This window comes from Mesorhizobium sp. C395A, assembly GCF_030323205.1.
Classification (GTDB): Bacteria; Pseudomonadota; Alphaproteobacteria; order Rhizobiales; family Rhizobiaceae; genus Mesorhizobium.
The window spans coordinates 4,801,796-4,816,065 of the sequence record NZ_CP100473.1 but is presented as its reverse complement, the minus strand read 5'-3'; the positions used below and the strand labels follow the sequence as shown (position 1 = coordinate 4,816,065).

General features: G+C 61.1%; 17 protein-coding genes. 9 read left to right on the top strand and 8 right to left on the bottom strand.

Annotated features, from left to right (window positions below; translation table 11 throughout):
* The first annotated feature begins 100 nt into the window (after positions 1–100).
* Positions 101–1,105: a cytochrome d ubiquinol oxidase subunit II gene (locus tag NLY37_RS23475; protein ID WP_023714440.1), complete on the top strand. Its 1,005-nt coding sequence runs from the start codon at positions 101–103 to the stop codon at positions 1,103–1,105.
* Positions 1,106–1,350: 245 nt separating this feature from the next.
* Here the strand turns inward: NLY37_RS23475 and msrA are convergent, their stop codons facing one another.
* From msrA to NLY37_RS23460, 3 genes are all read right to left on the bottom strand, one after another.
* Positions 1,351–2,076, bottom strand: a complete 726-nt coding sequence (gene msrA / locus NLY37_RS23470; RefSeq protein WP_023741355.1) for a peptide-methionine (S)-S-oxide reductase MsrA — start codon at positions 2,074–2,076, stop codon at positions 1,351–1,353.
* Positions 2,077–2,187: 111 nt separating this feature from the next.
* Positions 2,188–2,472 (bottom strand): hypothetical protein, encoded by a 285-nt coding sequence (locus NLY37_RS23465; RefSeq protein ID WP_023681258.1) that lies wholly within the window; start codon positions 2,470–2,472, stop codon positions 2,188–2,190.
* A gap of 79 nt (positions 2,473–2,551) precedes the next feature.
* Positions 2,552–3,253 carry a DUF1223 domain-containing protein gene (locus NLY37_RS23460; RefSeq protein WP_023741356.1) on the bottom strand — a complete coding sequence of 234 codons (702 nt, stop codon included), beginning with the start codon at positions 3,251–3,253 and terminating at the stop codon, positions 2,552–2,554.
* A 195-nt stretch (positions 3,254–3,448) separates the two neighbouring features.
* On the opposite strand from NLY37_RS23460, the gene NLY37_RS23455 reads away from it, so the two are divergent.
* Positions 3,449–3,820: an endonuclease domain-containing protein gene (locus NLY37_RS23455; RefSeq protein ID WP_023741357.1), complete on the top strand. Its 372-nt coding sequence runs from the start codon at positions 3,449–3,451 to the stop codon at positions 3,818–3,820.
* 141 nt (positions 3,821–3,961) lie between these two features.
* A complete protein-coding gene (gene lepA, locus NLY37_RS23450; RefSeq protein WP_023687530.1) occupies positions 3,962–5,767 on the top strand; it encodes a translation elongation factor 4 in 1,806 nt (601 codons plus the stop codon).
* A 12-nt stretch (positions 5,768–5,779) separates the two neighbouring features.
* Here lepA and NLY37_RS23445 read toward each other — a convergent pair whose 3' ends face one another.
* Complete coding sequence (locus NLY37_RS23445; RefSeq protein WP_156933911.1) at positions 5,780–8,491, bottom strand: Hsp70 family protein; 2,712 nt, start codon at positions 8,489–8,491, stop codon at positions 5,780–5,782.
* A gap of 67 nt (positions 8,492–8,558) precedes the next feature.
* Between NLY37_RS23445 and NLY37_RS23440 the strand changes: the two genes are divergently transcribed.
* The 4 genes from NLY37_RS23440 to NLY37_RS23425 all read left to right on the top strand — a co-directional run bounded on the left by NLY37_RS23440 (position 8,559) and on the right by NLY37_RS23425 (position 10,716).
* Positions 8,559–8,939, top strand: a complete 381-nt coding sequence (locus tag NLY37_RS23440) for a hypothetical protein (RefSeq protein WP_023741360.1) — start codon at positions 8,559–8,561, stop codon at positions 8,937–8,939.
* A gap of 276 nt (positions 8,940–9,215) precedes the next feature.
* The gene (locus tag NLY37_RS23435) at positions 9,216–9,563 is read left to right on the top strand and encodes a hypothetical protein (RefSeq protein ID WP_023741361.1); all 348 of its coding nucleotides are present in this window, start codon (positions 9,216–9,218) and stop codon (positions 9,561–9,563) included.
* A gap of 313 nt (positions 9,564–9,876) precedes the next feature.
* The gene (locus tag NLY37_RS23430) at positions 9,877–10,248 is read left to right on the top strand and encodes a hypothetical protein (protein WP_023681251.1); all 372 of its coding nucleotides are present in this window, start codon (positions 9,877–9,879) and stop codon (positions 10,246–10,248) included.
* Positions 10,249–10,344: 96 nt separating this feature from the next.
* Positions 10,345–10,716: an endonuclease domain-containing protein gene (locus NLY37_RS23425; RefSeq protein WP_023687538.1), complete on the top strand. Its 372-nt coding sequence runs from the start codon at positions 10,345–10,347 to the stop codon at positions 10,714–10,716.
* Between the two features lie 110 nt (positions 10,717–10,826).
* Here NLY37_RS23425 and NLY37_RS23420 read toward each other — a convergent pair whose 3' ends face one another.
* A complete protein-coding gene (locus NLY37_RS23420; protein WP_023681249.1) occupies positions 10,827–11,147 on the bottom strand; it encodes a hypothetical protein in 321 nt (106 codons plus the stop codon).
* A 163-nt stretch (positions 11,148–11,310) separates the two neighbouring features.
* Here NLY37_RS23420 and mbfA point away from each other — a divergent pair, with 163 nt between their 5' ends.
* Positions 11,311–12,294, top strand: a complete 984-nt coding sequence (mbfA, locus tag NLY37_RS23415; protein ID WP_023741362.1) for an iron exporter MbfA — start codon at positions 11,311–11,313, stop codon at positions 12,292–12,294.
* 196 nt (positions 12,295–12,490) lie between these two features.
* Here mbfA and NLY37_RS23410 read toward each other — a convergent pair whose 3' ends face one another.
* The 3 genes from NLY37_RS23410 to NLY37_RS23400 all read right to left on the bottom strand — a co-directional run bounded on the left by NLY37_RS23410 (position 12,491) and on the right by NLY37_RS23400 (position 13,477).
* Complete coding sequence (locus tag NLY37_RS23410; RefSeq protein WP_023741363.1) at positions 12,491–12,835, bottom strand: antibiotic biosynthesis monooxygenase family protein; 345 nt, start codon at positions 12,833–12,835, stop codon at positions 12,491–12,493.
* Complete coding sequence (locus NLY37_RS23405) at positions 12,832–13,188, bottom strand: NIPSNAP family protein (RefSeq protein ID WP_023692959.1); 357 nt, start codon at positions 13,186–13,188, stop codon at positions 12,832–12,834. The genes NLY37_RS23410 and NLY37_RS23405 overlap by 4 nt, the downstream gene beginning before the upstream one ends.
* Positions 13,189–13,273: 85 nt before the next feature.
* On the bottom strand, positions 13,274–13,477 hold the full coding sequence (locus tag NLY37_RS23400; protein WP_023741364.1) for a DUF1127 domain-containing protein: 204 nt from the start codon (positions 13,475–13,477) through the stop codon (positions 13,274–13,276).
* 69 nt (positions 13,478–13,546) lie between these two features.
* Between NLY37_RS23400 and NLY37_RS23395 the strand changes: the two genes are divergently transcribed.
* A complete protein-coding gene (locus NLY37_RS23395) occupies positions 13,547–14,266 on the top strand; it encodes an ArsR/SmtB family transcription factor (RefSeq protein WP_286440427.1) in 720 nt (239 codons plus the stop codon).
* The last annotated feature ends 4 nt before the right edge of the window (positions 14,267–14,270 follow it).

Below are 14,270 nucleotides of genomic sequence, written 5' to 3'. Positions count from 1 at the left end.
CCGCGTAGCGGACGAAAAGCCAACGATTTGGCTTTTCGAATGACGAACGCCCGGAGCCATAGCGAAGGGCAGAACCGTTGATGAGAGGGATGACAGACCGATGAGCTTCGACTGGCCAACCGCGCTGCCCCTGATCTTCGCCGGCCTGATGGGCCTCGCCATCCTGATCTACGTCATTCTCGACGGTTTCGATCTCGGCATCGGCATCCTGTTCTCGGTCGCCGAAGATGCCGAGCAGGACACCATGATCGCGGCAATAGGCCCGTTCTGGGATGCCAACGAGACCTGGCTGGTGCTGGCCGTCGGCCTGCTCCTGGTCGCCTTCCCGCTGGCGCATGGCGTCATCCTCACCGCGCTCTACATTCCCGTCTTCGTGCTTTTGGTCGGCCTCATCCTGCGCGGCGTCGCCTTCGATTTCCGCGCCAAGGTGCCCGCCGGCAAGAAGCATCGCTGGAACCGCATTTTCTTCCTCGGTTCCGTCATCGCCTCGCTGGCGCAAGGCTATATGCTCGGCGTCTATGTGCTTGGCCTCGATGTCGGTTTTGGCGGTATCGCTTTCGGCGCGCTGGTGGCGCTCTGCCTGTCGGCGGCCTATGCAGCGATGGGCGCGGCCTGGGTCATCTACAAGACCGAGGGCGAATTGCAGAGCAAGGCGGTGGCCTGGCTGCGCACGGCCCTGGTGCTGACCGCGCTCGGCATGGCGGCGGTGTCGCTGGCGACCCCATTCGCCAGTCCGCGCATCTTCGCCAAATGGTTCGTCTGGCCCGAAATGCTCTATCTGTCGCCGCTGCCGATCCTGTCGGCGCTGCTGTTCCTGTGGCTGTGGCGGCAGACCTTCCACCTACCGAAGCCCGACGATCGCCACGCGCTGCGGCCGTTCCTGACGCTCGCCGCCATCTTCGCGCTCGGCTTTGCCGGGCTTGCCTGGTCGTTCTATCCCTTCGTGGTGCCCGACAGGCTGACCATCTGGCAGGCGGCGTCGGCGACGGAAAGCCTGGCCATCATCCTCGCCGGCACGGTGGTCGTGCTACCGGTGATTATTTTCTATTCGTTCTATGCGTATCGGGTGTTCGGGGGCAAGGCGACGGATCTGACGTATGATTGAAGGGCTCTCTAATCGCGGTTTGCGCGAGGCACCCCCCTCTGGCCTGCCGGCCATCTCACCCTCAAGGGGGGAGATCAGCTCTCACTGCGGCCTTCGCCAACCTTGCAAGATGAGCACCGTCAGCGACGCTGCCAATCTCCCCCCTTGAGGAGGAGATGCCCGGAAGGGCAGAGGGGGGTGCTGTCCCGCTGGCGTCTCAGGTAGGGCGTCGCCGCTCTCTGCGTCCGGCCAAGTCCTATCGCCCCTCAGCTCTTCCCCGCCAGCACCAGCACCGGCTTCTCGCTGTACAACCCCGGGAACAGCGACTTCAAATTCGCCACCTTGGGCAGGTCGTTGTAGACGATGTAGGGGTAGGTCGGGTTCAGCGTCAAAAAGTCCTGGTGATATTCCTCGGCGGGATAGAAGGTTTTGCCCGTCTCCAGCGTGGTGACAATGGGTTTTGAAAACACCTTGGCCTGGTCGAGCTGGGCGATGTAGCTCTGGGCGATCTTCTGCTGCTCGCCATTCTCGGCAAAGATGGTCGAGCGGTACTGGGTGCCCGAGTCCGGGCCCTGGAAGTTCAACTGCGTCGGGTTGTGGGCGACCGAGAAATAGACCTGCAGCAGCTGGCCGTAGGTCACCTTGGACGGATCGTAGGTGATCTCGACCGATTCGGCGTGGCCGGTGCGGCCGCTGCCCACCGTTTCGTAGACGGCGTCATCCTTGGCGCCGCCGGTGTAGCCGGAGACGGCCTTGGTCACGCCCTTGACGTGCTGGAACACGCCCTGCACGCCCCAGAAGCAGCCGCCGGCGAAGATAGCCTTCTCGCTGCCGCTGGCGGCCTTCTCGTCCACTGCCGGCGGCGGGATCACCACCGCGTCCTCGGCCGAGCGCGCCGGGCTCTGCCAGAAGGCGGCCGCGGCGGCGGCGACGATGAGCGCGGCAAGCGCGCTCTTGAAGATCGGCGTTCTCGTCCTTGCAATGCCGGTCATGTCTGATCTCCTTGATGGTGGCGAAGACTATACGACAGAACGTCCCGCCTGGTTTCTCAAATTGCCGTGCGCCGGCCCGGCCATTGTGCGGCCGGGCCATGGGACCAAGCCTTATTGCGCGGGCGCCATGGCGTCCGCCGGCTTCATCGCATCCGTTGCGGGCTTCATCGCATCAACCGGCTTCATGGCGTCGGTGGCGGGTTTCATTGCATTCGTCGCCATTGGGTCGGCGGGCTTCATGGCACCGGTCGCCGGCGCCATGGCATCGGTCACGGGCTTCATCGCATCGGTGGCCATCGCCGGCTTCATGGCGTTGGTCGCTTCGTCGGCACGGGCGCCGGCGGCGAAGCCGGTCATCGAAAGCGCAAGGGCGAGCGCGGTCAGGGTCTTGGTCATGATGGTATTTCCTCCTTGAAGAGGGCGCGCGGATGCGAGCCCGGTTATGCCGCGCTAGCGGCGTTGCGTAGAAAAAGAATCAGTCGGCGGCTGCAGCCAGGATCGGCCCACCACCCGGCGACTGCACCAGCACCGCGGTGCTCAGCCCGCCGCTTGCCGCCGGCAGCGGCAGTGTGGTGGCGTCGCCGCTCCAGCTGCCGAGTTTCTCCAGCGAGTGCACGACATTGGCATGCGGCAGCGTGCGGCCGGTGTTCTCGCCGCGCGCCACCGGCACTTCGACGACGCCCTTGTTGTAGCGGACCAGCCAGACATCGGCGCGGCCGGCCGGCGCGGAACCAGCGCCGATGCTGATCTTGCCGCCGTCGAGCGACAGCGTCGGCCCGTTCGTATGACCGCTCGCGGAAATCAGCTGCTCGATCTCGCCTGATGCTGCGCCCACCGCATCGGCACCGCCATTGACCACCACCTGCGGCGTGAACGGGCCGGAACGGCCGAGCGACGGCTCATAGCGCACCTGGCGCTGGGTGAACTCCTCGCGGCCGAAAATGTCCTTCCAGCCGAGATAGTCCCAGTAGGTAACGTTGAACGACAGCGCCAGAACGCCCGGCTCGTCCTTGACCTTGATCAGATTGGCATTGGCCGGCGGGCAGGACGAACAGCCCTGGCTGGTGAACAATTCGACCACGGTGAGCGGCTGGGCGAAGGCGGTGCCGCCAAGCATCATCAGCGCCGCACCTGCGGCAGCCAGCATGCCGGCGCGTTTTGGGTTAAGTCCAGTCATCGGGGGTCTCCGTTGCGGCGGGTTCATGCCACACTTCGCCGCTGCCCGAGGCTTCGTTACATGGTTCACCGCTTCGTGATTGGGGGCGGAAGGCGTCGTTGCCTTCTCCCCTTGTGGGAGAAGGTGGATCGGCGCGAAGCGCCGAGACGGATGAGGGGTGTTCCAGCGGAGTGAGACGTTGGTTAATCTAACGTCATGCCACATCAGCCCGTCGCTCCTGCCAAACGAAACTTTGCCCGTTCGCTCCGACGTGAAATGACGGAGGCGGAAGACAAACTGTGGCACGAACTACGTGACCGCAGGCTCGATCGGATCAAATTTCGGCGCCAAGTTCCTGTTGGAAAATACGTCGCCGATTTCGCTTGTCTTAAATCACTCCTCATCATCGAGATCGATGGGAGTCAGCATGCGGACTCAGAGTCAGACCAGGCCCGTAGAACGGAACTGGAGGCGAGAGGCTTTCGTGTGTTGCGCTTTTGGAACGACGATGTCCTGAAAGACATGGACAGCGTCTGCACCACGATAATCGCTTATGTAAGGGATGTCAGTTTGCAGCCATGGCGGTGAAAGAACGCCGGCGTCAAGCTGGAACACCCCTCATCCGTCTCGGCGCTGCGCGCCGATCCACCTTCTCCCACAAGGGGAGAAGGCAAGGGCACCGCCACCCCGCTTGCCCCTGCAACCCGCCCCTGCTAAAGCCGCCCCATCATGAGCACGCCTCTCGACCACATCCGCAATTTCTCCATCGTCGCCCATATCGACCATGGCAAATCCACGCTTGCCGACCGGCTGATCCAGTCCACCGGCGGGCTGGAGCTGCGCGACATGAAGGAGCAGGTGCTGGACTCGATGGACATCGAGCGCGAGCGCGGCATCACCATCAAGGCGCAGACGGTGCGGCTGAAATACCGCGCCAACAATGGCGAGGACTATATCCTCAACCTGATCGACACGCCCGGCCATGTCGACTTCGCCTATGAAGTGTCGCGCTCGCTCGCCGCCTGCGAGGGTTCGCTGCTGGTCGTCGACGCCTCGCAAGGCGTCGAGGCGCAGACGCTGGCCAATGTCTACCAGGCCATCGACAACAATCACGAGATCGTCGTGGTGCTGAACAAGGTCGACCTGCCGGCCGCCGAGCCCGAGCGCATCCGCGAGCAGGTCGAGGAGGTCATCGGCATCGATGCCTCCAACGCCGTGCTGATCTCGGCCAAGACCGGTCTCGGCATTCCCGATGTGCTCGAAGCCATCGTCCACCAGTTGCCGCCCCCGCGCGAGGGCGATGCGTCAGCACCCCTGAAGGCCATGCTGGTCGACTCCTGGTACGACGCCTATCTCGGCGTCATCGTGCTGGTGCGCATCATCGACGGCGTTTTGAAAAAGGGCGCGACCATCCGCATGATGGGCACCGGCGCAAAACATCTGGTCGAGCGCACCGGCGTGTTCACGCCCGCCCGTATCAATGTCGACGAGCTCGGCCCCGGCGAGTTCGGCTTCTTCACCGGCTCGATCAAGGAAGTGGCCGACACACGCGTCGGCGACACCATCACCGAGGACAAGCGCCAGACGGCGCATGCGCTGCCCGGCTTCAAGCCGGCGCAGCCGGTGGTGTTTTGCGGCCTGTTCCCGGTCGACGCCGCCGATTTCGAGGATCTGCGCGCCGCTGTCGGCAAACTGCGCCTCAACGATGCCAGCTTTTCCTACGAAATGGAAACAAGTGCGGCGCTCGGCTTCGGCTATCGCTGCGGTTTCCTTGGCCTGCTGCACCTCGAGATCATCCAGGAGCGGCTGGAGCGCGAGTTCAACCTCGACCTGATCGCCACCGCGCCCTCCGTCGTCTACCGGCTGCTGCTCACCGACGGCTCGATGAAGGAACTGCACAACCCGGCCGACATGCCCGACGTGGTGAAAATCTCAGCGATCGAGGAGCCGTGGATTCGCGCCACGATCCTGACGCCGGACGACTATCTCGGCGGCATATTGAAGCTCTGCCAGGACCGGCGCGGCATCCAGGCCGACCTGTCCTATGTCGGCAAGCGCGCCATGCTGATTTACGATTTGCCGCTCAACGAAGTCGTGTTCGACTTTTATGACCGGCTGAAGTCGATCTCCAAGGGCTACGCTTCGTTCGACTATCATCTGACCGACTACAAGGAAGGCGATTTGGTGAAGATGTCGATCCTGGTCAATGAGGAGCCGGTCGACGCGCTGTCCATGCTGGTCCACCGCACGGCGGCGGAAAAGCGCGGCCGCCAGATGTGCGAGAAGCTGAAGGAGCTGATCCCGAACCATCTGTTCAAGATCCCTATCCAGGCCGCCATCGGCGGCAAGGTCATCGCCCGCGAAACCATCTCGGCGCTACGCAAGGACGTCACCGCCAAATGCTACGGCGGCGACGTGTCCCGCAAGCGCAAGCTGCTCGACAAGCAGAAGGAGGGCAAGAAGCGGATGCGGCAGTTCGGCAAGGTGGATATCCCGCAGGAGGCGTTTATCCAGGCGCTGAAGATGGGCGATTGATCCTTAATTGCATCAACGCTTCGTCATTTGTAGGCCATGACTTATCCTAGATTCTTTATCTTGTGACCGGCAGCCCTTCACCAGCGCCCAAAGCGCAGCTAGGTTGCCATCGGCGCTTACAATAATTTCCGGCCGCTCTTGGACAGCGTTGAAGGCATAGTTCTCCGCCTTAACGCTATCAAACATATATAGATCTGGCGGTTTGCCGTCGCCCGAAAATGAGTTGAGGCCCCAGATATACAGCGGGCTCATGTCCAATGCTGTTCCAGATCCCGCGTCAATCAAAAGAATTTGGTCTTTGGAGAAGGATAGGCCCCCGCGATAGTTGTAAAGGTCGACAAACGGCTCGTTGGCTCCTCTGAGATTTCGAAACACTCCCTCATACTCAGCAGAGAAAGCCCGCTGATTAACCTCCTCAAAATATCCGAATAAGACGTTTCGAAGCCCATCCAAGACAATATTGCAAACCGGACGTAATATCCGACCGAAATCCACATTTGCTTCTTTTTCGTGTTTCTCTTTAGGAATTTCACTTACAGCTTCGTCAACAAGTGTAAAGTATGGTTTCTCCAGAAGCTTGCTCGCTGGCAAGTTTCGCCGATCGGCTTGCGGTACCTTTCCTAGCGTCTCCCGCAGCAATGCCCAAAGCGGGCCAGCGGATCGATGGGCAAGGTTCTTCAGTAGCGCGCTATTTTGTCGGCCAATCCTAGAGCGATAGTATGAGTATACGGAGAATGCTAAAAAGCACAATGACGACTCCAAGACGGCCCGCCCTCTTTTGAAAAGATTATCGGAGTTCGTCTCTCCCAAATAACGTGCAAGACGAGCTGCTATTGGATATGGCAAGATCGGAACTAGATCGCTCAATTCCCGCCAGTTCGGATCTAGATCCCGTTCTTTGTAGACGTTAACGTCGGCACGAGAGACCAACGAAAACGAAGAGGTGCTACTTCCAAAATCGAAGCCTATGTACGACTCAGCGGCAGAATCTCCTATCGCAGAGGTCATATCCAGAAAAAAAGGGGTACCCTCTACGACAGCCTCGCGCCCCGCATTACCTCGCCCATAAATGAACCTTGGCACCGCAGTGCCATCCTCGCGAACAGTTAGAGCCACGTCGATGGCCTGTCCGAACGATGCATCCTTAGGAGTAGTCAGAACCTTCTGAACCACATTTAGTTGGCCTTCGACGTCGTTAGGATCGAAGGAGGATCGCATAAAATGATATTCGAGCTGGCGGCTCGGCGTGGTTGAAAGCCGAACCTTCCAACGGAGCTCCTGATTGAAGCGAGCGCGCAGGCTACTAGCAGACGGAAGAAGTACAGCGTCTTCGCCCGACTCAATCAAGTTGGTTGGCGAGAGAACTTTGAACTTGCGCAATTCGATCCCGCGACCATTTGGCGATAGCAGAAGACACAGCTTGTTATAAAGGACCGCTTGGAAATCACCCTCACCCTCCGTGTAATAACGCCTCGCACATTCGACGGCCAAGCCTTTCGAAACGATTTCCTGAAAGTTTTCAGAGAGTTCCACGATATCCGCATGAACGAGATCGTCTACAAGGTCTCGCTCTATGAGCTTCTTAAGCCAACCGATATTAGATGAGCCACCGGAAAGAAGAACAACCGAAATAGGGTTTCCTTCCAAATCGCTAGAAGAACGGCGTATTACGTCAACGATTGCAGATCGTAACTTCTTGACCCAAACTTCTTTCTCAAAGATTTCCCTAAGCTCGGCAGCGTCAAGTGATATCTCCGCGTAGTCGGGATCGGCGGCGAACGGCCGTATCGGTATTCTAACTCTTACCGGCACTTTTGCGCCTAAGTTTGCCGAGAGGTCCCAATTAATTATACTGGAACAGATTGCTATTTTCGCTTTCTCGGCAGCCTGAACTATCCGGCCAAAATTTCGGACGAAAGTATGTATCTCCGGATTTATCGTAGGATCATTTGGATCAAGCCGGCTTGAATAATAAGCGTCAAGCGCTTTTCGAACCACTCTATTTCTAACATGCTCTGGAGAGGACTTGAATAGTAGATATTCTGCGATACGCTGGTTTATGAAATAGCCCGCTACGGCTATAGATTTCGCGCCAAAGGGGCGCTGGTTTCGACCACTTTTGCTAATGTCACCTTGCGCCGTGGTCTCAATAACAGAAACATCGAAAGTGCCTCCACCAAAATCCAAAACCAGCGCAACGTGCTTGCGCTTTTCCGATATCAAAGGGTGACGCACCCCGTAACGATAATACTGAAATACCGCAAATGGCTCTGGGAGAAAATCAACCTCCGAGAATTTGTGTAAGATGCGGCGAATATTCGATCGATAGTTTGATATCCACGACTCGCCTGGCAGCGTCGTGTCCTCCAGCGCGAGCGGTTCAGCCACTAGAACGTGTTTTGGTGGGGTGATCGAGTGGTGCAGGGCCCACGATTCGACTGACGAAAGAGCGGAAATCATGAAATCTTGGGCTATACCGACTACAGATCTCTTAAGGTCTTTGGAGACGGCTGTAAGCCGCGAGCTCAACTTTCCATAATCTCCGCCGCCGAGCGCTATTTTGAAGTCATCTATTGGCGGAAAATCTGTATCATCGCTCTCGACGGCGTCGTACCCAATAACAAACCCCTTGGCTCCGTATTTGATGACTGTCGGCGTAACGTGCAGGCCGTCGACCGGTACTGTACGAACGCTATTTACAAATAACTCTCGATTAGATGCCATCCTACCCGACCCCCATGAATCGTAGCCATCTTTGATTTAATGGCCGGTGAGGGCAAGGGGATAACTAATGCCGGCACTCGGCTGTGGACAATGTCACCAGCGGCTGGGCAATGATTGCGTCGCGGCCGAGTTTCTCACCTTCCTCGCCGGCGAGACCTTGATCATGGCCGGCAATGCGGCGGGGCTGGAGGCCAGCGTGCCTTCCTATGTCGGCGGCATCTCGCTGTTGGCAGCGGCGCTCGTCCTGACTGGCGCGGCAAACACTTTTGCGCTCTGGATGCGGCTCACCGGGCTCATCGCCGCCATCCTGTTTGTCGTGACCGTGGCCATGGTGCTGTGGGGCGCGCCCTTGCTGCCGACCTCGGCGCCGCTGCCCGCCGCGGGCTATCCGTTCCTGGTGCTGGCGTTTGCCGGCTGGATCTGGACGTTGCTGAAGACGCCGAGGTGATTGCCGCGATCCGGCGGCTGGCGCCGCATGTGAAGGTTGGCGCTAATCTCCCCCCTCGAGGGGGAGATGTCGCCGAAGGCGACAGAGGGGGTCGCCTCGCGTGAAGCGCTAGCCTCCATCTGCCGCAACAAGGCAACAAGGTTGAGCCCGGTCGGACCGACCCCCTCTGGCCTGCCGGCCATCTCCCCCTCAAGGAGGGAGATTGCCCGCTCGATCGCCTCGCGTCGCCTCTCCGCTCATGCTTTAGTTCCCGTCTCCGATTCGGATACCCCCGCCATGCTCCGCCTCACCCTTGCCGCCCTGCTCCTCGCCACCCCAACCCACGCCGCCGATATGGCGTTCTTCGTCAAGAACCTGCGCAGCCGGGCGGTGGCGGTGGAGCTGTTCAGCCGTGACCGCAAGATGTCGTGGCCGGGTGGCGACCAGGTGTTCCTGATCGAGCCCAACTCGCAGAAATCGGTGCCGATCTCGTGCAATTCGGGCGAAAACATCTGCTATGGCGCCTGGGTGAATGGCAATGATGCGGTCTCCGCCGGGGTCGGGCCGGATAATGACCAGCCATGCGATACGTGCTGTTTCATCTGCGTGGAGAAGACGACGGAGACGATCGATCTGGTGGAGTGACGGGCGGGGCGCCGAAGCTGCTGATCTCCCCCCTCGTGGGGGAGATGTCCGGGGACAGAGAGGGGCGCGAAGGATCGCCAGCGTATGGATCAGCAAGCCTAAAATTGAAATGACGTGGCTGCAGGAATGAGAGGTCGGCGGGACAGCGCCCCCCTCTGCCTTGCCAGGCATCTCCCCCACGAGGGGGGAGATTAGCGCTCCGCCGCCTTCGCCAATCACCCCAAAATCAGTCAGCCGCTCCCCTTCAATGTCAGCCGCCATCATGCGATGCTGGTTCCCTCGGCCGGGGGGCCGATTTGCCTCGGGGGTTTCAATGTCTTTCACTTGTCTGCGCCGCGTCGTCGTCGCGCTCTCGCTTGCCGCGCTGTTTGCGCCGGCAGCGCACGCAGCCGACATCACCTTCGCCGTCAAGAACAGCCATCCCAACGCCATGCGCCTCGAGCTCTACAGCCAGGACCGCGACTATGTCTGGCCGGGCAATGACAAGGATTTTTATCTCGACGATGGCGAGACCAAGCAGATCCCGGTGTCGTGCGACGAAGGCGAGTCCATCTGCTACGGCGCCTGGGTCGACGGCGACGAGGGAACCTATTGGGGCGTCGGCCCCAACAACAAGGAAAGATGCGAGGATTGCTGCTACACCTGCAATGGCGGCGAGACGGAGGAAATTGAACTGACGCCGTAGGAAGTACAGCCAATCTCCCCCCAAGTGGGGGAGATGTCCGGCAGGACAGAGGGGGGCGCCATAGAGCGCAAGCCTCGGCAGCCACCGAGCATCGTAATGCCGCACACGCCTCTACCGCCTCGACATCGCGCAAACGCCAGATCGATGCGCAAAGTCCTGACGCCAGCCGAACTCAAGCTCTGGAACGAACTTCGTGCCCACCGGCTGATGGGGCTTGGCTTCCGGCGACAATTTCCGATTGCCGCCTACATCGTCGATTTCGCTTGCCCGGAGAAGAAGCTGGTCATCGAAGTCGATGGCTCCCAGCATGCGGACGCCGGCGCGGCTGCCGGTGATGAAACGCGGACATCGCACCTCGAACAAGATGGCTGGACCGTCCTGCGGTTCTGGAATGACGACGTCATCCGCGACATCGACAATGTCTGCCAGCATATTGTGATTGCGGCTGGGCTTGGCGGCGCATCCTGAACGGTGCCGGTGCTGGGCTTTAGGCAGGGAAAGGTCGGCGGGACAGCGCTGGCCTGCCGGCCATCTCCCCCACGAGGGGGGAGATCGGGTTTCCCCGCGGCTTTCGCCAATTATCCCAGCAACGCCCTCTGCCGCTTCGGCCCGCCTGCCTTGCGCCAGGAATTGAACCGGTGCGTGGCGGCGGCAAACGAGATCTTCATCTGCTGGGCGACCGAGTAGCGCGACTTGCCTTCGTCGAACAGGCGGTAGCAGCACTCGACGCCCTCCTCGGTCAGCTTGCCGTCGGGCGCCTTGTTGTGCGGATTGGCGGGGTCGAATTTCTCGACCTGCTGTTCGACCAGGCCTTTCAGCCGCTGCAAATCGGCCTCGATGCTGGCGATCAGATCGAGGACGGGTTTCGGATCGAAGTGGTCGTGCGGCTTTGCCGTCATCTTGCTCATGCCTTTCGCTTGCGTGTCGCGACAATATAGGTGAACATTTGCCGATAATGAAGGGCGCGTTGCAATCCGGCGCTTCAACATTTCTTGACCGGTGATTGACCGCGGAGATTGCAGCGCCTAGTTTAGAATTGTTCTAAACTGGGGTGAATTTCTCATGCTTTCCCGTGTCTTCGGTTTCGGCCGCCGTCCTTTCGAAACGCTGTCGGAACAGGAGATCCTGGCGCTGGCAATTTCATCCGAAGAGGATGACGGGCGCATCTACCGCGCCTATGCCGACGGGCTGGCGGACAGTTTTCCGCAATCGGCGAAAGTGTTCGAGGCGATGGCGGAGGAGGAGGACGGCCATCGTGATTCCCTGATCGAGCTTTACCGCAAGCGTTTCGGCGAGCGCATTCCGCTGCTGCGCCGCGAGCACGTGAAAGGCTATTACGAGCGCAAGCCCGACTGGCTGGTGCGGCCGCTCGGCATCGGGCATGTGCGGCGTCAGGCCGAAGAGATGGAGCGGCAGGCCTATCGCTTCTATGTCGAGGCGGCCAAGCGCACCGGCGATGCCTCGACGCGGAAACTACTCGGCGACCTGGCCGCGGCCGAGCAAAGCCATGAGAATTCGGCGCACCGGCTGGAGCAGAAACTTGTGCCGGGCGAGGTCAAGGACGAGGAAGCCAGCGCCGAGCAGCGCCAGTTCATCCTGACCTATGTGCAGCCGGGACTGGCCGGGCTGATGGATGGCTCGGTGTCGACGCTGGCGCCGATCTTTGCCGCGGCGTTTGCCACGCACGACACCTGGCAGACGCTGCTGGTGGGCCTCGCCGCCTCGATCGGCGCCGGCATTTCGATGGGCTTTACCGAGGTCGCTTCCGACGACGGCAAATTGTCAGGGCGTGGCTCGCCGATCAAGCGCGGCCTCACCGTCGGCATCATGACGACGCTGGGTGGGCTGGGCCACGCGCTGCCTTACATCATCCCGCATTTCTGGACGGCGACGGCGGTGGCGGCCGTGGTGGTTTTCTTCGAACTGTGGGCAATCGCCTTCGTCCAGAACCGCTACATGCAAACCCCGTTTCTGCGCGCGGCGTTTCAGGTGGTGCTGGGTGGGGCGCTGGTGTTTGCGGCCGGGGTGCTGATCGGGAATGCGTGAGCGCCTCTCCTTCCCCCCTTGTGGGGGAAGGTGGATCGGCGCGTAGCGCCGAGACGGATGAGGGGTGTTCCAGCGGAGTGAGACGTTGGCAACTATGCCGCCGTTTCGGTTCGATTGGGGCGTCTCGCCAAGCTGGAACACCCCTCATCCGTCGCCTTCGGCGACACCTTCTCCCACAAGGGGAGAAGGGGGAGCTCTACCCATTCACCGCCCTGCTATCCTCTGGCGCCTCGTCCCTCTCCGTCAGCCCGTAATCCCGCACCACATGCGCAATCCGCAACCGATAGCCGGCAAAGATTCCGCCACGGCCGGCCTTTTGCGCCTGCCGGTGCTCTTCCGTGTTGCGCCAGGCTTTCACCGCTTCCTCGTCGCGCCAGAAGGACAGCGACAGCACCCGGTTGGGATCGCCCAGGCTCTGAAAGCGCTCGATCGAGATGAAACCGTCTATGCCGTCGAGCAGCGGCCTGAGTTCCGCAGCGATGCCGAGATAGGCATCGCGCTTTCCCTCACCCGGTTGCACCTCGAAGATGACAGCGATCATATCTCCTCCTTGACCGCGGTCTGGAACAGCTGCCGCGGTCCATGCGGCCCCGACACCAGCTTCAGGAAGATGCGGTCCTCTTTCAAGATGAACTTTTCGCGGCGGGCGAATTCGTAATTGGCCTTGCCCGCCGGATCCGCGGCGAGACGGGCGCGATATGCTTCGTAGGCGGCGAGGCTGTCGATGCTGTAGGCGGCGTAGGCGGTGGTGGCCGAGCCCTCATGCGGGGCGTAGTAGCCGATCAGATCGGCGCCGCAGCGCGGGATCGCCTGGCCCCAGGCCTTGGCATATTGCTCGAAGGCCGGCTTGCCGAACGGGTCGATCTCATAGCGGATGAAGCAGGTGATGGTCATCGTGATCTCCTTGGGTTTCGCATCGATAGTTCGAGCGGCGTCGAAACGTTGTGCCGCAGGGTCTGCTAAGCAAAAGCGCTGGCGGTCAGGCCTGCCAGAAGGATTTTGCGCATTCGCGGCGCACATCCTCACGGGTCAGGCCGAGATCGCGCAGCAGATGGTCGTCGACCTCCGCGAGGTCTAGCCGCTGCAGATGGCGGTCGTACCAGCGGGCGAGAAGCCGCCGTTGCAGCCAGGTGACGAACGGGAACGGCCGGCGGCTGGCGAGTGGGGCGGAAGCGGTTGGCATCGGCGTTCTCCTTGATCCCGCCCGACAATAATGCTTATCTGACGAGAATGCTTCGATGGAGGCCTAACTATGCGTGAAGGACCCGACATTGCCCGCATCGCCAGCCTGGTCGGCGATCCGGCGCGGGCAAACATGCTGAATGCGCTGATGGGCGGCACGGCTTTGACGGCGAGCGAACTGGCGCTGGAGGCCGGCGTCTCGCTGCCGACGGCGTCCTCGCATCTGTCGAAACTGATGGAGGGCGGGCTTTTAACTTTGGCCAGCCAGGGACGGCATCGCTATTACGGCCTCGCCGGGCCGCAGGTTGCCGGCATGATCGAGGCGATCACCGGGGTGGCCGAAGCGGTCGGCCCCAAGCGGGTGCGGCCCGGCCCGCGCGACGGCGCCATGCGCGTGGCCCGCGTCTGCTACGACCACCTCGCCGGCGAGCAGGCGGTGGCGATGCTGGACCGGCTCGTCGCGCGCGGCATCCTGTTGCGCGACGACATTGAGACCAGGTCGGGGGAGATCAGGCCGGGGCAGATCCGGCCGGGGGAGATCAGGCTCGGGCCGTCGGCCGCATCGCATTTTTCCGCCATCGGCATCGATGTCGGCGCCAGGCCGCGCCGGCCGGTCTGCCGCGCCTGCCTCGACTGGAGCGTGCGCCGCTCGCACCTTGCGGGAACGCTGGGCGCGGCTATTCTGGACAAGATCCTGGCGGAGAAATGGGCAAGGCGGGAGAAGGACAGCCGCGCGGTGGTGTTTTCACCGCCGGGGAAGCAGGCGTTCGAGCGGGTGTTTTTAGCGTAGAGGT